We start from the raw sequence: 15,033 nt of genomic DNA, 5'->3' as shown, positions 1-15,033 counted from the left end.
GTTTTTATTATTATACTAGGGCTTCTACTGTATGAAATGATTGTCCTTTTGTGCTAATAATACCGAAAATCGGTAAATCACTAAGCACCACTTCTTCTTGCTGTTTCATAAAAGATGACGTTAATTGTTTTATCTCTATCCAAACGTCATTAATACAAAGTACATTGGAATCGTTCTCTTGTTGGCGAGAAAAAATAGAATCTATTTTATATAAACCTGCATTTTGAAAAAGCATATCAATGCGACTGAATGCATTCAAAGTAATGCTAATAACGCGTTGCCAATCTCCTTGCTTTCCCATATCATAGGATACAAAAAGTGCCTCTCCGCCTAGATTCATAATTTCCTCCACTGTTGCTTGTCCACTCTCTTGATCAATGTCCGTCACAATAACTTTTGCGCCTTGTTTAGCCAACAAAAGAGCTGTATTACGTCCAATACCGATGCCACCGCCAGTTACGATAGCAACTTTTCCTGCAAGCTTCATTTTCATTACCCCTTCTATAAGTCTTACCGTCATTCAGTATACTCCTTTATAAGATTAATCTGCAAGCAAGAAAAATTGCTATTTTACTTGTAAACGTTTACTTTTTATCCTTCTTTTTTCTTATTATTACGCTGATCGAAAACTAAACCGATGAAAATTAAAATCCCCCAAAAGATTACACTACCTCCAGTCATTTTAATCTCCCCCTTATTATATAAAGTGAAATTTTAATCAGCCCCAATATGGCGGAATAAAGATATTATTTTTAATCATTATATCATTTTCTTAATTTTCAATCTATTATAAATAGAATTAACACGTTTTAGCTTTTCCTTACTGTAAACATTCCCCATATACTTATAAAATCAAAAAGACCCTTTTATATATAAAAAGGTCTTTTTTTCATTATACAAGACTTATTACTTTCGTTTTTGTAATTAAATCCTGAAAACCACAATTATCTTTGCGGAACAACATCATATATATATTACATATTAATGGAATTCCTAATAGCAATACGTTCGGTAATAACACTACAAAAAATCTTATAATTAATGTTTGCAACGTTAGCTTTTCACTCTTCAATGAAATTAATTTTATTCTCGTTACCTTTTTTCCAAGTGTAACACCGTTCCAAATAAAGGGTAACACAATAAAATATATCGCCATTAATATAAAAACTACTGCGAAATCATATCTAAAATCACCTAAGCTTATATTAAAGCGCTTAAACATAGCACTATAGTTTCCGGTCATAATAGCTACTACTACACCATACATAACCGAGATTAAAAACATGTCAATTAGGGAAGCACCTATGCGATTCATTACAAGCGCTGGACGATGCATCTTTAACTTCATTTTATGTCGACTCCTTCATATCCTTCTTTACCCGTCTCATCGTACCACTTCTAAAAAACATTGTAAACTAGCCTTTCTCTTACTTTTCTTGTACAATTTGTTACAATAGCATTATAAAGGAGGTTCCCATATTGAAAAAATGGATAATCCTATTCGTCGCCTTCCTATTAACTGGTTGTGCAGGAAACACAGGTCACTTAACTTATACGGTTAACGATGAATACGAACTCATACGTACTTCTGGAAATGCATTTGAACTTTTCCCCTCGCAAGATGCTGTATATGCCACACAATACATCCCTGCAAAAATTACAGACATTGCTTGGGATGATAAATACATTATTGCAAAACAAACCGAGGAAAAATCAGATCCGAATAACCCTGACGCAGCAATTGCAAATAAAAAAAGTGAACATTATTGGATTATTGACGTAAAGCACAATAAACGTTTCGGTCCCTACAATGAAAAGCAATTTAATGAACAAAAAGATGCGTTTAAAATTAAGGTGCCTTTTCAAAATGTAGATTCATACATAAAAGAAATAAAAAAACAGTCAGCATAATATTTGAATGCTGACTGTTTTGCCTTACATTATTTTAGTGAGATGTTAAACGTTTGTGGCTCTTTTACAACATCTTGTGTTTCTGAATCTCCTGCAAGTAAATCATCAGTTGTAAACTGAATATCCTTTACCTTGTCTTTTCCATCGTCAAGTATTAAACCAATAATACCATCTCTTGTTTCACCAGGCTTATAGTCTTCTCTTGATACATTTTTTGTACCAACTAACGTATCTTCGTCATATAAAAAGTTTTGAGTGGCTACTTTAAAATGTTGCTTACCATTAATCATAACATCATTCATAGAGAAAAATTGCATATTTTTATTTCCGGTATTCTCCACTTTATATGTAATCTCAACGTAACGAATTGTATTACTAATCTCTGTTCCACTTAGCGATGCATATAATTCTGCATCTTCTTGGCTTACTTTATCCCCTAATCTCCGTTTTACTTCTTCAGGGGTTAGTGCCGTGTATACTTTCAATGTTTTTTTTGCCTTTTCACTCATCTGTGATAAAGAAATTACTTTCACATCTTGTACGTGAATTTTCATTGGCGCTACTTCAAATGTTTGATTCACAGAATGCATCTGCTCTAACTTAAAAGTACCCCATCCTGTTTCTTTCACTTTTTGTCCTACTTTTTTCAGCTCACGCCCACCATATTCTTTTGTTTCAGGAATAGATTCTTTCTTCTTCGGTTCAGCTTTCTTTTCTTCTTGATGGAAGCAACCACTTAACATAAGAAGAAAACTACATAAAACAAAAATACTTTTCCATGCTTTCATCATTTCATTTCTCCTAACGCTATCATTCATGAATATAAAATTAGTCCCTGGCTTTGTAAACTATAGAAACAATGACAAGTCCACAAAATGAACTTGTCAGTCCAGATACTATTATACCTCCAATTTGGAAAATATGAAAATAGGGATCTAGGAACGCGTGCACGATAAATATAATAGTTGCTACAACAATTACTGAAACCCAATACTTTCTTTTTTCCGAAGCTAAAATAAGATCTTTACCCATTTCATTTCTATACTTCCATAAAACGTATACTAATAGTAGAACACCAATACATGTACTTCCATGTTGCATATATTTATAAACAGAGATACCGTACCATTCTCTTTGTAATAATGGTATTTTCATAACGAAATAGCCTGTCTTATGAGTGAATGCATCCCAAACAACATGCGTGAGCATACCGAATAATGCAGAATAGCAAAATACAAAGAATTCTTTCCAGGTATGTAGCCCCCACCTCTCATCTATTGCATATGAATAATAACCAGCAAACGGTTTAGGTAAATGCGTTATAAACGGCTTTTTTAAAATGTAGTGATATATGTATGCGAGTAGAAATACAAGCGGTAAATTTAAATATAAGAACCCGAGCCATTTATGGCCAATAACACCATACGGTCTAAAGTGTAAAAAATATTCAAAGTCAGGCGCCATACTACCTAATGTAAGAGCCGTTACTGAAATATGTTTAGAATGCTTTTTCGCAAAAGGAAGAACTGCTGCTGGATGTGCAAATGTAAACGGCATACTTTAACTCCTTCTCACATTTTCAATAGAATACCATATATCATAACGAGAGAATGGATCTTCATGCAATATTTATTTTCACATTGGAATATGATAGTTTAAATGATATAATCCACATAAAATATTCAGAAAATAAGGAAGGAATTCAGGTGTCATTAACACTTGTATTTGCCGCCTTTTTAGAATCAAAATCCGTTATGAATTGAGGTTTATATATTGATTGACGTACCCTTTTTACAAAATGTTACATTAAAAAAAGAAAATATCCCTAGTTTTTCCGCATATCCTTACTGCTTACCTGCTATCCGAACATTACAATCACTAGTTTTTCATCCAAATGTAACATTCATTATTGGAGAAAATGGAACGGGTAAATCAACATTACTTGAAGGAATTGCAATTGCGTTAGGCTTTAATGCAGAAGGTGGAACGAAGAATTTCCGCTTTAGCACTAACGATTCACATTCATCTTTACATGAATACCTTCGAATTTCCAAAAGTTTCAATACACCAAACGACGGTTTCTTTCTTCGCGCTGAATCATTTTATAACGTTGCTTCTTATATTGATGAAATAGATGCTATAAAATCTTACGGCGGCGTTTCACTACACGAACAATCTCACGGCGAATCATTCTTTTCCTTATTTATGAACCGTTTTTCAGGACAAGGTTTATACATTTTAGATGAGCCTGAGGCAGCTTTATCACCAATGAGACAACTTTCCATGCTTATTCGAATGCATGAGCTAGTGGAACAAGGTTCACAATTTGTTATTGCGACGCATTCTCCTATTTTAATGGCCTACCCTGAATCCACTATATATTCTTTAACACAAGAAGGGATTCACGAATCCACATTAGAAGAAACTGAGCATTACCAAACGACGAAACTTTTCTTTGAAAATCGTGATCGATTATTTCATCATCTATTTGAGTCGTAAAAAAAGAAGCAGCAATAGCTGCTTCTTTTTTATAGTGCTTCTATAAATAAGGCAACCCCGATACCGCCACCGACGCATAAAGAGGCAATTCCTTTTTCTAACCCACGTCTTTTTAATTCGTGAATTAAACTTACTGTAATACGAGCCCCTGTACAACCAATTGGATGCCCAAGTCCTACGCCACTACCGTTTACGTTCACTTTTTCACGGTCTAAGCCTAACTCTTTCTCTACAGCTAAATATTGAGCCGCGAAAGCTTCATTAATTTCAAGTAAATCTGCATCTTCCAATGACCAATCTACTTTTTCTAAACCTTTACGAATTGCTGGTGCTGGTCCAATACCCATAATTTTCGGGTCTACTCCAGCTACTGAATATCCAACAATTCTAGCTAACGGTTGTAAGCCTTTTTCTTTCGCTTTTTCTTCGCTCATTAATACTAGAACTGCACTTCCGTCATTCAGGCCAGATGCATTACCTGCAGTTACAGACCCATCTTTACGGAATGCTGGTTTTAACCCTGCTAATTTTTCCGCTGTAATATCTGCACGTGGATGCTCATCCTTCGAAAATACTACTTCTTTTCTACGTTCTTTTATTGTAATAGGAACAATTTGATCGTCAAAGTGTCCAGACTCGATTGCCTTCAGTGCCAATGTATGACTGCGAAGAGCAACTTCATCTTGTTCCTCTCTTGTAATTTCATATTGTTCAACTAAATTTTCCGCTGTTTCACCCATCATAATATGGTGAATCGGATCTTCTAACACTTCCCACACCGTATCACGAATTTCTCCGTGCTGTAGACGTTGTCCCCAGCGGTGCTGTTTCAATGCATAAGGGCTCGAACTCATCGCTTCTACTCCACCTGCAACAACAACATCACTTACACCTAATTGGATTTGCATTGCAGCTGACATAATTGCTTGCATACCTGAAGAACATTGACGTTGGATTGTATATCCCGTAACTGTGTCAGGAAATCCTGCCGCTAATGCAGCTGTTCTCGCTGTATTTGCTTCATCAGTTCTTTGAATACAATGACCTAAAATTACTTCATCAACTTCATGTGGTTCTACCCCGCCTCGTTTTACAGCTTCCTGAAGTACAGGAACAGCTAATTCTACTGGCGTTACATTTTTTAGCGCTCCTCCAAAAGTTCCAATTGGCGAACGAACTGCAGCTGTAATAACAACATTATGCATTTTGTACTTGCCCCTCTCTTATGTACCCTAGTAAGTTTTTAGGTGAAATTCCATAAGATGTATATCTATAACTATCATACTATAAACATACTAAAAAATCAAAATATTTAATATAATAAAAATAGAAGGAATTAACCTTCTATTCTGTCAGTGCATATAAAAACTTTTGCAAAATTTTCTCTGTCGTTTCATTCAATTTTGGCAACTTATCTACTGGAAAATATTGAAGTTTCAACCCTTCATGATCGAGCTTTAATTCCCCGCTCACATGATGTGCCTGATACAGATGAATGACATTGAAAATTTCATCGCCATTCGGATGACGGAAATATACTTCTTTTCCTGATAGAACACCAAGAAATTGCATTATTTTTGCAGTTAACCCCGTTTCCTCAAATAACTCTCTACGTGCCGTTTCTTCTGTCGTTTCACCCAGTTCCATCGCCCCGCCAGGTACACCCCAATCATATGTATCTGAACGATATTGAAGCAATACTTCTTGTTTATCATTTAATATAATGATTGCTGATCCTACGAGAATAAGCGGTCTTGTACCAACGACTTTTCGTAACTCTTCAATATACCCCATATGTAAATTCCCCTTTCCCTAACCTCCCTTATCATAACAAAATTTCTCTCTTTTTGTTCATGTAATTTTAAAGAAAAAAAGGAAGCTTTCGCCTCCGTTTTTTCATCTTTATTTCTTAAAACTTTCATATTTTACAGCTTCAAAAGCTTCCTCAATTTCATCATTACGATAATGGACATATGTAAAACGACCCAATTCTACTAATCTTGCTATTTCCTGTAACGCTTTATGCTGCTCATATGTTTCTTTCAGCTTAATATGTACATAAAACTTCATTAAAGGATGTTCATATAAAGGTTCTCCCACCTCTACATATACATCTTCAACCCCTTGTACAACTCTTACATAACTCGCAAATTGATAAAGTGCTTCTCTGTCTGAAACGATTTTTAATGTATACATATATTCTCCCCCTTTCCTTTACTATATCAAAAAGACGACCATACCATGTTATAGAACTATGAAATTTTTTCGACTTGTCATCTATATATTCAATAAAGAAGGCGTTTATCCATACATGACATCTTTTCCCCACATATATTATAGGAAGAACTTTTTTTCATTTGAGGTGTTCCTTATGGATCCATACGTCAATATATGTATTTGCATTACTCCCGGCGCCGATATTTCTGATGACCGCATCGCAAAAGATTTAGCTGTTGCAGAATCAATTTGGCACCCCATTATATTTCAAATTCAAGAAGTAATTGTATTAAATGAACTTTTCCGTTTTTTTGACCGTGAAATCAGTTATAAAAATTCCATTCAAAGTCAAGAAAAGTTGGCATCCTTTTTCCAAACATGTGTAAATGAAGCTCCTGAATGCGACCTTTATATTTGTTATATTGGCAGTGATTATTTCAAAGAAACAGCAGTAATTGCCTGCGCTTATTCTTTAGCAAAACAACAGCAACTTACTGGCTATATCGTTTTAACAAATTCGGCTGCCCCTATGAAAAATATATATACGCTCGCTCACGAAATCGGTCATATTTTATTTACAAGACGTATTCATGGAAAACTTACTCATGCAGATCCTCATTCTCCAACCGGCTCGGAGCACCACCCTTCTCCAACAAATCTTATGTATCCGATAGTCCCTCGTCCAGAAAACGTTCATATTCATTCCTTATTAACAGCAGAACAAAAAGCGCTCTCTTTACAAAGCTCTTTATTACAAAGAAAAAAACAGTAACCCTCATGTTACTGTTTAAAACAACTTATTCCAATCAACAAAACAAATCCCGGCTGCTAGAAATAAAAATAGACAACTAAATGTAAATGTAATCCCTCTAAAAATCCCTATATAATATTTCTTTGGAAATAATTTTTGGTATATCCAGAGCAGCCGCTTTTTATTGAATTTCTAGTTCATACTTTTTCTTTCTTCAATTTTTAAAGACCATTTCATTAATCCATATATACTTCCATACATAAGTAAGACCTTTGTAATTCCCCAAAATACATTACTTTCTTCTAAGTCTTTAAATAAGAACATAATCATAAGAGGAACAATTAGTACAAAAACACCCATCCAGCCAAGAACATATACTTCACCAATAAGAAGTAATAAAAAGATAATTGCTGCTAATATATATGTTTGCATTGTCGCCAATTGCAATACAGGTGTCCCATACCATTTATTCATAAACATCAATAACACCAATAATAAAATAGGAACCATTACTATTACATAAATCATTCCAAATTCTACTAATTTACTTTTAAAAGAAGACATTCTAAATGCAACAATCGTTCCAATAATCGTAATGATTAAAACGATAGGATAACCAATTAACTGTACATTTGTTAACGTAAATTGTTGATCGGGGCTTCCAAATAAAATATTTGTCAGTAACCAATATCCACCAATACCAATAATCATCCCTAAAATACTTTTTATGCTCCCGCTTTTATCCTTCTCCATCTCTTTCGCTAATTCTTCCGCATACTCTTTTGGTGAGTCACCAAATATGTCACTTACTGTCTTTCCCTTTTTTTCACCTTCTATTAAATGAAGCTCTGCATCTTCTAGAAAAGCGTCCACATCTTCTTCTTTAATCCCTTTTGTTATTAAATATACTTTCGTATCGATTAAAAACTTTTCACCTTCTTTAGAAATCTTCATTATAACCCCTCCCTTATTTAACCATTTCTCTTCTATTCGTCTTCATCATAATTTCAAGGAAGATTAAAATAAACAAACTTCCGTATAAACATATAATTTGAAATAACATTGGCACGAGATCTTCTGATGTAAATGTTTTAAATAGTAACATAATCGAAAGTGGAATAATTAAATATAAGTTTTTAAACCATCCATCAAAATACATATTTACCGCTACTGTAATGATAAAAATACCACCAGCCAATAAATAACTTTGCATTTGATTGAATATAAACATTTTTGTAGGATATATCACATCTAGTACCATAATGACTCCCATTAAAAACATTGGCGCTATCATTACTAAAAACCACGTTTTTGAAAAACTTGTTACAAAAGTCATTTTGCGAAGTAGAAAATTAGGACCTATAACAACTAAAATAAATGAAAAACTATAACCGATACACTGAATAAGTGAAATCTGTAACATTCCATGGTTCACTATTAAGATAGAAGCAATAATCCAAAACGATACGATATTCATTACTGTAAAACCAATTTGCTTCCACGTTTCCTGTCTATCCCTTTCCATCACTTTTACAAGTTCATTTGCATATTCTTTCGGTGAGCTTCCGAAAATATCTTCTACACTCTTCCCCTCACTCGCCATTGTAAAACCATACTTCGCTAGCTTTTCACTCATTTCATAACCGTATATTTCGCCTTCAGAAATAATAGCAAGTAAGCATCCTTCTAAAATCCCTTTCAGCATTTGACTTGTCGACATAATTCAAATCCTCCTAACAATATTTTTTTCCAAATGTTTGCAGGAATTTCATTATAGCTTCTCTAAATAGAGCACTATGAAAACTTTATTATGAAGGGATGTTTTTCATCATGGTTACAAATCGAGTTGTCTTTTTAACAGGTGCTGCAAGTGGTATTGGTTATGAAATGGGAAAGGCTTTTGCAAAAGAAGGTGCAAAAGTTGTGATTACCGATCGACTTGAAGAACGTGCAAAAGAAGCTGCTGAACAATTACAAAATGAAGGTTTTCAAGCTATCGGTTTAAAATGTGACGTTACATCTGAAGAGGAAATTACAGCAGCAATTTCTCAAACAGTTGATCATTTCGGTTCATTACATATATTAATTAACAACGCAGGAATGCAACACGTTTCACCCATTGAAGACTTTCCAACTGAAAAGTTCGAGCTACTAATTCAAATTATGCAAATTGCTCCGTTTATCGCAATTAAGCATGCCTTTCCGATTATGAAACAACAAAAATATGGTCGTATTATTAATGTCGCTTCTATTAACGGCCTTGTCGGATTTGCTGGAAAAGCTGCCTACAATAGTGCAAAACATGGCGTAATTGGATTAACAAAAGTTGCTGCTTTAGAAGGTGCTACGCATGGTATTACTGTTAATGCCCTTTGCCCTGGTTATGTCGATACCCCTCTTGTACGTAATCAACTACAAGACTTAGCTACTACACGAAATGTACCACTTGAAAATGTTTTAGAAGATGTTATTTATCCACTCGTCCCACAAAAGCGCTTATTACAAGTACAAGAAATCGCTGATTATGCGATGTTTTTAGCGAGTGAAAAAGCTAAAGGTATAACGGGACAAGCTGTTGTTATAGATGGTGGTTATACCGCTCAATAAAAATAAAGTTTGCTCAAGAAGAGCAAACTTTATTTTTATTCCCGAGGATCTTCGTACTTTAGTAATTGCCGCGGGAGCTTCTCAATTGCAACAATTACCCCCTCTAGTTTACTTTCAATACGGTGGAGTAAATATAATGTTACAACAATCGGAAACCCTACATTACCTATCATCTTGATCCACTCTTCCATCCTCTTCCCCTCCTTTCATTATATAAGTAAGAGAAAACACTGCATTTAGGCATAAAAAAACAAGCTATTATGTATTAGCTTGTTTTTCAAATAATGATGCAATTTCTCGTTTATAGTCCCCGCGTATAATACCTTTCTCAGTAATAATTCCTGTAATTAATTCATTCGGCGTTATGTCAAATGCTGGATTATAAACATCCGTTCCAATTGGTGCTACTTGTTTTCCAAAGATTTTCGTAACTTCTGTTTCATCTCTTTCTTCAATAATAATTTCAGCTCCAGTTTCTTTCGTAACATCAAATGTTGACAGTGGAGCAGCAACGTAAAATGGGATATTAAAGTGCTTTGCTAAAATAGCTAAATTCATTGTCCCTATTTTATTTGCCGTATCTCCATTTGCGACAATTCGATCCGCCCCTACAATAATTGCATTTATTTCTTTCGTTTGAATAGCATAAGCTGCAGTATTATCTGTAATAAGGGTCACATCAATATTTGCTTGCTTCAATTCCCAGGTCGTTAAGCGACCACCTTGTAAAACTGGTCTCGTTTCACACGCATATGCATGTAAACGCACACCTTTCTCTTTTCCAATATAAAAGGGAGCTAATGCAGTTCCATATCTGGCAGTTGCGATACTTCCAGCGTTACAGATTGTTAAAATATTATCGCCATCTTTAAAACATGTTAACGCATATTCCCCAATATTTCGGCACACCTCTTCATCTTCCTGCTGAATGCGAAGCGCTTCTTCTTCTAATGTTTTTTGTGCTTCTTTTATTGTAGTAATCTCTCGAATAGATTCTCTCATACGATCAATTGCCCAAAATAAATTTACTGCTGTCGGGCGTGACGTTCCTAAATAATTACAATCTCTATTAAACTTCTTTTGAAATTCTTCAATATGTACAGTGTTATATTTTTTTGATGCAAGCGCCAAGCCAAATGCAGCTACAATTCCAATTGCAGGCGCTCCTCGTACTTCTAACATTACGATGCTTTTCCAAACCTCTTCAATAGTCGTCAATGTTTTGTATTCTGTGCTATGCGGCAATTTCGTTTGATTTAATACCGCAATTGCATCACCTTTCCAGCTTACAGATCTCGGAACAGTAACAATTGTACTCACGCTTTTACGCCCCCTGAAACTGTCTGTTGAAATAATGTTCGAAACAGTTGAATATCAGCACTTTTAGATTCATATTTTATTAGTTCTTTACCTAAGGATAGCGCTTGTTTCTTAGCTTGAATTCTTGTTTCTTTATTTTCTATTTCATCTAAATCTGCTACATGAGCTAAACCAATTGTTCTACGAATCAGTTCACATCCGGCAAATCCAACTGCATCAGTAAAGATATTTTGCAAAATAATTGGTAACCATTGTTTTTCTTTCGTATATGCTTCTACACCTTCTCCAATCCATAACTTTGTAAAAGTTTCTACAAAATAACTCCACGTCTTTTCTATATGGAAAAATAGTACACTTCTTTTTTCTTCTTCTCTAGATAAAGCATTTAATAATAGATTTGCAATAAATTGACCTATGTCAAATCCAAATGGGCCATATGTCGCAAATTCTGGATCAATCACTTTCGTTTCAGAAGGTGACGAAAAAATACTACCAGTATGTAAATCACCATGAATAAGAGTTTCTTTTCTTGTTAAGAACTTATATTTATATTGTGCTACTTTTAGTTTTAAAGTTTTATCACTCCAAAGTTCATCAACCACGAGCTGTAAATCTGGCTCATAATCATTTGTATCATAATGTCCAAACGGATCTGTAAACACTAAATCCTCTGTAATTTTACAAAGGTCTGGATTTACAAAGGTACCTTCTAGTACCCTCTTCTCTTCTGACTGTAAACCAAAATCTGAAGTATAAAATAAAACATGTGCTAGAAAACGGCCGATATGCTGGGATAAAAGCGGATATTCTTCTCCGTCTATTAATCCTTTTCTTGTAATTGTTAGTCTTGATAAGTCTTCTATTACCGTTATCGCTAACTCTTCATCATGACTGTACACTACTGGAACATAATCCGGTACATACTGCGCAAAAATTTGTAATGCCTTGCTTTCAATCGTTGCTCTTTTTATAGACAATGGCCAGCTTTCACCAACTACTTTCGCATAAGGCAGTGCTTGTTTTATTATAATTGATTTCTCTCCATCATCTAATTTGAACACGTAATTTAAGTTTCCGTCTCCAATTTCATGACAAACGACATTTGCCTTCGCTTCAAAATAGCCATGATCTTTCGCATATTGTACAGCTGTTATTTCTGTTAATGAATAATATCCCATCGTCTTCTCCCCCTTTTTAAATTCAGAGGTTTTTCTAACATAGAAAAACCTCTTTCCACTAAGAAAGAGGTTTGAAGTTTATCTTCTCCCCTCTTATCTGCCAGAAAGTTTTACTTTCTGCTGGAATTAGCACCGTGCCTTTTGGCGTAATAAACGCCCCATTTCACAATGGTATTACGGTCGGTTGCTGGGCTTCATCGGGCCAAATCCCTCCACCTGCTCTTGATAAGAGTTGTATAATTTTTTGAATTTTTAACTTTATGTTGAAGACTATACCAAGAATAAAAATCACTTGTCAACATTTTATTTGTATAATTCTGGACGGCGATCCGCAAAAACTGGAATTCCTTTACGTACTTCTTTAATTTTCTCGAATTCAAGCTCTCCAAATAAAATTGATTCCTCTTCATTCGCCTCTACTACAACTTCACCCCAAGGGTCCACAATTAAAGAATGACCCGCAAATACATTATTTGGATCCTTTCCTGCTCTATTACACGCAACAACATAACACTGATTTTCAACTGCTCTTGCTTGCAATAGCAAACGCCAATGTGCTAAACGAACTAATGGCCATTCTGCTACAACAAATAATACTTTTGCCCCTTTAGCAGTATGGACACGCATCCACTCTGGAAAACGAATATCATAACAAATTGTTCCAGCGCATTCGACATCATCTAGCTTAAATTCGCCCGTACCATTACCGGCTATTAAATATTTATGTTCATCCATAAGCTGAAATAAATGTACTTTACTATATTCGTTGACTAGCTGTCCTTCATTATTTACAACATACATCGTATTTGTAACGCCTTGCTCTGTTTGCTTTGCTATAGAACCACCAACAATATGTATATCATATTGCTTCGCCCATTCTATTAACTTTTCTTTCGTTTCCACTCCATCCCTATCTGCAATTTCAGAAAGTCTCGTTAAATCATATCCTGTTGTCCATAGTTCTGGTAAGACGATAACATCTGGCCTTTCCTTCATAGCTTCGCTTATTTTATTTTTAGCATTCTCAATATTTTTTTCTACATCTCCAAAAACAATATCCATTTGAATACATGCGACTTTCATTTTTTCAGCCCCATTCTTATTTTTTTCTTTACAAAATACTGGAAAGATTATATCATTTGTCACTAGAATTGTAACAACTTTCAAAAGAGGTGGAAAGTATGAAATTATTTAAACCTTCTGAGATAGTAACATCATTGCCAACACAATTTTTCGCTTCACTTGTTGCAAAAGTTAACAAAGTCGTTGCAGCTGGTCACGATGTTATTAATCTAGGTCAAGGTAATCCAGATCAACCAACACCGCAGCATATCGTAAAAGCTTTACAAGATGCTGCCGAAAAGACCATTCATCATAAATATCCGCCATTTCGCGGACATGAAAGCTTAAAGGAAGCCGTGGCTACATTCTATAAACGTGAATACGGCGTCGAATTAAACCCCAAAACTGAAGTTGCTATTTTGTTTGGCGGGAAGGCTGGACTAGTAGAATTACCGATTTGTTTTACAAATCCTGGTGATACGATTCTCGTTCCGGATCCAGGTTATCCAGATTATTTATCCGGGGTTGCTTTAGCAAAAGCACACTTTGAAACAATGCCGCTTATTGCAGAAAATAACTTTTTACCAGATTATACGAACATTGATGACTCTATTGCAGAGCGTGCAAAATTAATGTTTTTAAACTATCCAAATAATCCTACCGGTGCTACTGCATCAAAAGATTTTTTTGATGCAACCATTCACTTTGCTAATAAACATAATATATTAGTTGTTCACGATTTTGCTTATGGCGCTATCGGATTTGATGGTCAAAAACCTGTTAGTTTCTTGCAAGCAGATGGTGCGAAAGATATAGGAATTGAAATTTACACATTATCAAAAACTTTCAATATGGCTGGCTGGCGCATCGCTTTTGCTGTAGGGAATGAAAGTGTGATTGAAACAATTAACCTATTACAAGATCATATGTATGTTAGTATATTCGGTGCAGTTCAAGATGCTGCTCGAGAAGCGCTATTAAGTTCACAGTCTTGCGTAATAGACCTTGTAAATAGTTACGAATCTCGAAGAAACGCTCTTATTTCAGCCTGTCACTCAATTGGTTGGAATGTAGACATTCCAAAAGGATCATTCTTTGCATGGCTTCCCGTTCCAAAAGGATATACCTCTGAGCAATTTTCTGATATTTTACTAGAAAAAGCACATGTCGCAGTTGCTCCTGGTGTTGGATTTGGTAAGCATGGGGAAGGGTATGTCCGTGTTGGTCTCTTGCATGCAGAAGATAGATTACGAGAAGCCATTAATCGAATTGATAAATTAAATTTTTTCAAAAAGTAATTGACAACACGAAAAATATCTGACAAAATTCAGTTATCTTAAAAATTTAAACATTTCTAAATACTTCTTATCAAGAGCAGGTGGAGGGACGAGCCCGACGAAACCCGGCAACCGATCTACAATGTAGACACGGTGCTAATTCTCGCAGCATTACGCTGACAGATAAGGAGCTGGTTGTAAAAAAACCTCT

Annotated in this window: 18 protein-coding genes, 2 pseudogenes and 2 riboswitches; of the genes and pseudogenes, 5 read left to right on the top strand and 15 right to left on the bottom strand. The window is 35.0% G+C overall.

All coding sequences use genetic code 11. From position 1 onward, the window contains the following. Positions 1–10: 10 nt before the first annotated feature. From QO049_RS09955 to QO049_RS09945, 3 genes are all read right to left on the bottom strand, one after another. Positions 11–520 (bottom strand): SDR family NAD(P)-dependent oxidoreductase, encoded by a 510-nt coding sequence (locus tag QO049_RS09955; RefSeq protein ID WP_000218410.1) that lies wholly within the window; start codon positions 518–520, stop codon positions 11–13. A 71-nt stretch (positions 521–591) separates the two neighbouring features. Continuing rightward, positions 592–681, bottom strand: coding sequence for a hypothetical protein (locus QO049_RS09950; RefSeq protein ID WP_000145650.1), 90 nt, complete (start codon positions 679–681; stop codon positions 592–594). 211 nt (positions 682–892) lie between these two features. Continuing rightward, positions 893–1,348, bottom strand: coding sequence for an RDD family protein (locus QO049_RS09945; protein ID WP_000769098.1), 456 nt, complete (start codon positions 1,346–1,348; stop codon positions 893–895). A 131-nt stretch (positions 1,349–1,479) separates the two neighbouring features. On the opposite strand from QO049_RS09945, the gene QO049_RS09940 reads away from it, so the two are divergent. Further along, on the top strand, positions 1,480–1,911 hold the full coding sequence (locus QO049_RS09940; RefSeq protein WP_000758785.1) for a DUF3997 domain-containing protein: 432 nt from the start codon (positions 1,480–1,482) through the stop codon (positions 1,909–1,911). A 29-nt stretch (positions 1,912–1,940) separates the two neighbouring features. Here QO049_RS09940 and QO049_RS09935 read toward each other — a convergent pair whose 3' ends face one another. Beyond that, on the bottom strand, positions 1,941–2,702 hold the full coding sequence (locus tag QO049_RS09935; protein ID WP_000973895.1) for a hypothetical protein: 762 nt from the start codon (positions 2,700–2,702) through the stop codon (positions 1,941–1,943). A 37-nt stretch (positions 2,703–2,739) separates the two neighbouring features. Continuing rightward, positions 2,740–3,468, bottom strand: a complete 729-nt coding sequence (locus QO049_RS09930) for a DUF4184 family protein (protein WP_246961077.1) — start codon at positions 3,466–3,468, stop codon at positions 2,740–2,742. Between the two features lie 216 nt (positions 3,469–3,684). Here QO049_RS09930 and QO049_RS09925 point away from each other — a divergent pair, with 216 nt between their 5' ends. Beyond that, a complete protein-coding gene (locus QO049_RS09925; RefSeq protein WP_000568010.1) occupies positions 3,685–4,410 on the top strand; it encodes an AAA family ATPase in 726 nt (241 codons plus the stop codon). A 29-nt stretch (positions 4,411–4,439) separates the two neighbouring features. Here QO049_RS09925 and QO049_RS09920 read toward each other — a convergent pair whose 3' ends face one another. The 3 genes from QO049_RS09920 to QO049_RS09910 all read right to left on the bottom strand — a co-directional run bounded on the left by QO049_RS09920 (position 4,440) and on the right by QO049_RS09910 (position 6,606). Next, positions 4,440–5,615, bottom strand: coding sequence for an acetyl-CoA C-acetyltransferase (locus tag QO049_RS09920; protein WP_000552075.1), 1,176 nt, complete (start codon positions 5,613–5,615; stop codon positions 4,440–4,442). 139 nt (positions 5,616–5,754) lie between these two features. Further along, positions 5,755–6,204 carry an NUDIX hydrolase gene (locus QO049_RS09915; RefSeq protein ID WP_246961080.1) on the bottom strand — a complete coding sequence of 150 codons (450 nt, stop codon included), beginning with the start codon at positions 6,202–6,204 and terminating at the stop codon, positions 5,755–5,757. Between the two features lie 108 nt (positions 6,205–6,312). After that, positions 6,313–6,606, bottom strand: a complete 294-nt coding sequence (locus tag QO049_RS09910) for a DUF3928 family protein (protein WP_000288330.1) — start codon at positions 6,604–6,606, stop codon at positions 6,313–6,315. A gap of 175 nt (positions 6,607–6,781) precedes the next feature. Here QO049_RS09910 and QO049_RS09905 point away from each other — a divergent pair, with 175 nt between their 5' ends. Next, the gene (locus QO049_RS09905; RefSeq protein ID WP_284489265.1) at positions 6,782–7,399 is read left to right on the top strand and encodes a DUF955 domain-containing protein; all 618 of its coding nucleotides are present in this window, start codon (positions 6,782–6,784) and stop codon (positions 7,397–7,399) included. 15 nt (positions 7,400–7,414) lie between these two features. On the opposite strand, the pseudogene QO049_RS09900 reads toward QO049_RS09905, so the two are convergent. The 3 genes and pseudogenes from QO049_RS09900 to QO049_RS09890 all read right to left on the bottom strand — a co-directional run. Continuing rightward, positions 7,415–7,558: pseudogene (locus QO049_RS09900) on the bottom strand (DNA-binding protein); the annotation flags it as partial. A gap of 12 nt (positions 7,559–7,570) precedes the next feature. Continuing rightward, positions 7,571–8,332, bottom strand: coding sequence for a DUF1129 domain-containing protein (locus QO049_RS09895; protein WP_087967374.1), 762 nt, complete (start codon positions 8,330–8,332; stop codon positions 7,571–7,573). Positions 8,333–8,345: 13 nt separating this feature from the next. Further along, positions 8,346–8,975: pseudogene (locus QO049_RS09890) on the bottom strand (DUF1129 domain-containing protein); the annotation flags it as partial. A 233-nt stretch (positions 8,976–9,208) separates the two neighbouring features. Between QO049_RS09890 and QO049_RS09885 the strand changes: the two are divergent. Further along, positions 9,209–9,985, top strand: a complete 777-nt coding sequence (locus tag QO049_RS09885; RefSeq protein WP_000258428.1) for a 3-hydroxybutyrate dehydrogenase — start codon at positions 9,209–9,211, stop codon at positions 9,983–9,985. A 35-nt stretch (positions 9,986–10,020) separates the two neighbouring features. Here the strand turns inward: QO049_RS09885 and QO049_RS09880 are convergent, their stop codons facing one another. From QO049_RS09880 to QO049_RS09865, 4 genes are all read right to left on the bottom strand, one after another. Next, the gene (locus tag QO049_RS09880; RefSeq protein WP_000393337.1) at positions 10,021–10,176 is read right to left on the bottom strand and encodes a YvrJ family protein; all 156 of its coding nucleotides are present in this window, start codon (positions 10,174–10,176) and stop codon (positions 10,021–10,023) included. A gap of 67 nt (positions 10,177–10,243) precedes the next feature. Beyond that, complete coding sequence (mtnA, locus tag QO049_RS09875) at positions 10,244–11,305, bottom strand: S-methyl-5-thioribose-1-phosphate isomerase (RefSeq protein ID WP_284489263.1); 1,062 nt, start codon at positions 11,303–11,305, stop codon at positions 10,244–10,246. Continuing rightward, positions 11,302–12,483, bottom strand: a complete 1,182-nt coding sequence (gene mtnK, locus QO049_RS09870) for an S-methyl-5-thioribose kinase (RefSeq protein WP_000542674.1) — start codon at positions 12,481–12,483, stop codon at positions 11,302–11,304. Before mtnK ends, mtnA begins: the two co-directional genes overlap by 4 nt. 90 nt (positions 12,484–12,573) lie before the next feature. Next, a riboswitch (SAM riboswitch) is annotated at positions 12,574–12,715 on the bottom strand. Positions 12,716–12,786: 71 nt separating this feature from the next. Further along, on the bottom strand, positions 12,787–13,650 hold the full coding sequence (locus QO049_RS09865; RefSeq protein ID WP_000869881.1) for a carbon-nitrogen family hydrolase: 864 nt from the start codon (positions 13,648–13,650) through the stop codon (positions 12,787–12,789). A 14-nt stretch (positions 13,651–13,664) separates the two neighbouring features. Between QO049_RS09865 and QO049_RS09860 the strand changes: the two genes are divergently transcribed. Further along, on the top strand, positions 13,665–14,843 hold the full coding sequence (locus tag QO049_RS09860; RefSeq protein ID WP_246961086.1) for a pyridoxal phosphate-dependent aminotransferase: 1,179 nt from the start codon (positions 13,665–13,667) through the stop codon (positions 14,841–14,843). Positions 14,844–14,907: 64 nt separating this feature from the next. Continuing rightward, positions 14,908–15,012, top strand: a riboswitch (SAM riboswitch). Positions 15,013–15,033: the final 21 nt, after the last annotated feature.

The organism is Bacillus sp. RB3, assembly GCF_030164735.1.
Lineage (GTDB): Bacteria > Bacillota > Bacilli > Bacillales > Bacillaceae_G > Bacillus_A > Bacillus_A cereus.
Note: the sequence above shows the minus strand (reverse complement) of the source record. Positions and strands in the feature narration are given on the sequence as shown.